1 protein-coding gene is annotated in these 3,424 nt (G+C 43.8%); it reads right to left on the bottom strand.

Annotated features, from left to right (window positions below; genetic code table 11):
- Positions 1-258 precede the first annotated feature (258 nt).
- The gene (locus tag AN394_RS20975) at positions 259-2,409 is read right to left on the bottom strand and encodes a TonB-dependent receptor domain-containing protein (protein ID WP_055022499.1); all 2,151 of its coding nucleotides are present in this window, start codon (positions 2,407-2,409) and stop codon (positions 259-261) included.
- Positions 2,410-3,424 lie beyond the last annotated feature (1,015 nt).

Genomic DNA, 3,424 nt, shown 5'->3' with positions numbered 1-3,424 from the left:
CACTATGCTGTTAGCACCTAGCACCTAGCACCTAGCACCTAGCACCTAGCACCTAGCACCTAGCACCTAGCACCTAGCACCTAGCACCTTTAACCATTCCTACGCGATATAATATCGCAGCTACAATTTTGAAAACTCGCAACTCGCAACTCGCAACTCGCAACTCGCAACTCGCAACTCGCAACTCGCAACTCTCATCCACAAAAAAGCCGTGGGATTTCCATCACACGGCTTTTGATATTTCGCTTAGTCGTTTTATTAGAACGAGTAGCTGTAACCTAGTTGTAGGGTACGTGGTTTACCTGGTTGAATACCGCCGTTTGCACGGTTTGCAACGTAGGTTTTGTCAAACAGGTTGTCTACTGTTAGGTATACTTTTTGTTTGTCGTCGATTAGGTATTTAGCTGCTAAATCCCATACAACGCGGCTGTCGATTGCATTGCGACCTGAGTCTGTTAAGTCTGCGTGTGCATCAGACACATAACGCATTTGCGTATCGAATACGAAGCTTGAGAACTCAGCACCCACTGAAAGCGCTAATTGGTTTTCAGGCACGTATGGCATTGCATCGCCTTTTTCTACGCTACCCCAAAGATCTGATTCAAACGCATTGTCGAACTCAGAATCAGTGTAAGTGTAAGTTAAGCGAACTGGGAACGAGGCTGCGTTAGTAGCAAATACTTTACCTGCGCTTAGCTCAAAACCAGACACAGATACTTCACCGTAGTTGTATTGGTCGCCAATATTGTCATCGCTACAACCTACAGCCGCAGTACAGTTACCGTGCATGTTTGTGTAGTCAGAGTTAAAGTAAATTACTTCACCTTGAATGCCAGCGTAATCGTAACGACCACCTAGCTCAATGTTAACACTCTCTTCTTCTTCTTGATCCGCATTACCCGGTGCCGCTGGAGCGTAACCTTTTTGAATGCCAGCAAGAAGCGTTAGGTTATCGCTTACAGTGTAAGTAGCACCTAGTGATGGTACTAAGATCTCAGTGTCGTTGCTGATATCTTTTGTTAAGCCATTTTCACGACTTGGATCAGACTTAGCCCATTCAACTCGTTTGATTGTGATGTCTTCGTAGCGAAGACCTGCGCTAATAACTAATGCATCAAGTGACCACTCATCTTGAATGAATAGGGTAGTTGCTTCAGCGCTATCTAAACGGTTGCTGTTTGAACCTGGAACGCCTTTTTCTGTAAGCGTCATTGATAGGTCTTGGTTAAGCGTGTACTTGTCTTCCCATTGGAAACGATCCATTTCATCTTCGTGGTAACGTGCACCAACTGTGATGTAGTGGTTGCCCGCAGGGATATGGAATTCAGTTTGTAAGCCTTTCGCTTGGTAATCACGGTTATTCGCTTTTACGCCAACACCTTCAATACCTTCGCTCGTTGGGTTTGCTTCAAACTCGCTGTATTGCTCAAGGTAGCTGCTGCTTACTTTGCTTGCTTTATACCAGTTACGGTGGAAATCGTTCAGGTAAGCTGTAGCAAGTAGCTCGTAACCTTTACCAAAGCGGTATGCATAGTTGATTTGGTATGCATTGTGTTGTGTGTTCATTTCATCGTTTTGCGATGCAGCATAACGACGGTAAGGGTTTTCTTTGTAATCAGCGTCAGTTAAACCCATGTACGTTTCGTCAGAGCGCTCGTCTGAGTACTTTAACTTCATTTCTAGGCTGTGTGCTTCGTTATCACCAAAGTCAAAGCCAAACTTTAATAAGAAATCGTTCTTTTCAAAGCCTGTGTTGTCGCTACCTACTGGTAAATCTTTAAAGCCATCTGCACCGTAAGTAAATACTTCTACAAGGCCCGCAGCATTGTTTTTCTTTTTACCGAAGTAAGCATGACCTTTGTAGAAACCGTCGCTACCAAGCTCAGCGTTAAGTAAACCTTTAGACCCTTCAGTTGGTAAGCTACGAGAAACTAAGTTTAAAACACCGCCTGTTGTACGTGGGCCATACTTAACAGAAGCTGCACCTTTAAGTACTTCGATTGACTCCATACGACCCATAGTAGGGAAGTAGTAAGCAGAAGGCGCTGAATAAGGTGCTGGTGCTACAAGTACACCATCTTCCATTACGGAGATTTTGTCGTTACGACCCGTACCCGTACCACGCATACCGATGTTAGGACGAAGGCCGTAGCCGTCTTCTTCTTGTACATATACACCCGGTACAGCACTTAAAACACGAGAGATATCAGTATATTCAAACTTTTCTAGTTCTTGCTCATCAATAAAGGTAGCAGAGCCAGGAATATCGTTAATTGCAGATGCAGAGCCAATTACAGTGATTTGCTCGAAGTTTTTCTCTTCTTTAGTTACATCTTTTGCAAAAGCATTAGCGCTTAAAGATAAAGCGACTGCAGTCGAAAGCGTAGAAACAATAAACTTAGGTGTCATTGTGTGTCCTGTATATGTTTAGATTTTTTTAACCGGCGCAATTAAAACATGTAAAAAAATGCGAATCAATCCTATTTGTAATAAAATAGGTCTGAACTGTAAGTTTATGAAATAAATCAAATATAATGAATATAGTAGTATTGTAATACCAGTCTGGGGTTTTGAGTGGTGTTAAGTAAAACTTAACAAGGCGGAGCCATCAGCTATCAGCTTTCAGCCGTCAGCTATCAGATTGAAAGTTAGCGAGTTAGAAAGAGTAAAGGGGAAAGTTTGCGAGATACGAGTTGTAGGTCGGGCTTTAGCCCGTCAATGTTAGCGATTATGTGTCGCCATAAATGACGACCTACAGTGCTTGATTCATTAACTCGTAGGTTGGGAAGAGCGGAGCGAAACCCAACGCTTGGAGCCATTAGCCGTCAGCTATCAGATTGAAAGTTAGCGAGTTAGAAAGAGTAAAGGGGAAAGTTTGCGAGATACGAGATGCGAGTTGTAGGAGGCGTTTTAACGCCGAAAAAATGGAGATATTAGATATCAGTGGTTAGAAGTTAGATTGGATTGTGTCAGCACATAGTTAAATTGAAATGCGTACCCGTAGGCGTGAAATTTATTTCGCGCGATATTTCTTAAATCAACGGGTGAGTCGTAGGTCGGGCTTTAGCCCGTCAATGTTAGCGATTATGTGTCGCCATAAATGACGACCTACAGTGCTGGATTCATTAGCTCGTAGGTTGGGAAGAGCGGAGCGAAACCCAACGCTTGGAGCAATCAGCTTTCAGCCATCCGCTATCAGATTGAAAGTTAGCGAGTTAGAAAGAGTAAAGGGGAAAGGTACGAGTTCCGAGGGACGAGATACGAAATGCGAGTTGTAGGAGGCGTTTTAACGCCGAAAAAAGTCGATTTGGTAGGGAGCTCCCTTTACCAATTCGAAACCAACACTATGCTGTTAGCACCTAGCACCTAGCACCTAGCACCTAGCACCTAGCACCTAGCACCTAGCACCTAGCACCTAGCACCT

The sequence above is a fragment of the Pseudoalteromonas sp. P1-26 genome, from assembly GCF_001401795.1.
In the GTDB taxonomy this organism is placed as follows: Bacteria; Pseudomonadota; Gammaproteobacteria; order Enterobacterales; family Alteromonadaceae; genus Pseudoalteromonas.
Note: the sequence above shows the minus strand (reverse complement) of the source record. Positions and strands in the feature narration are given on the sequence as shown.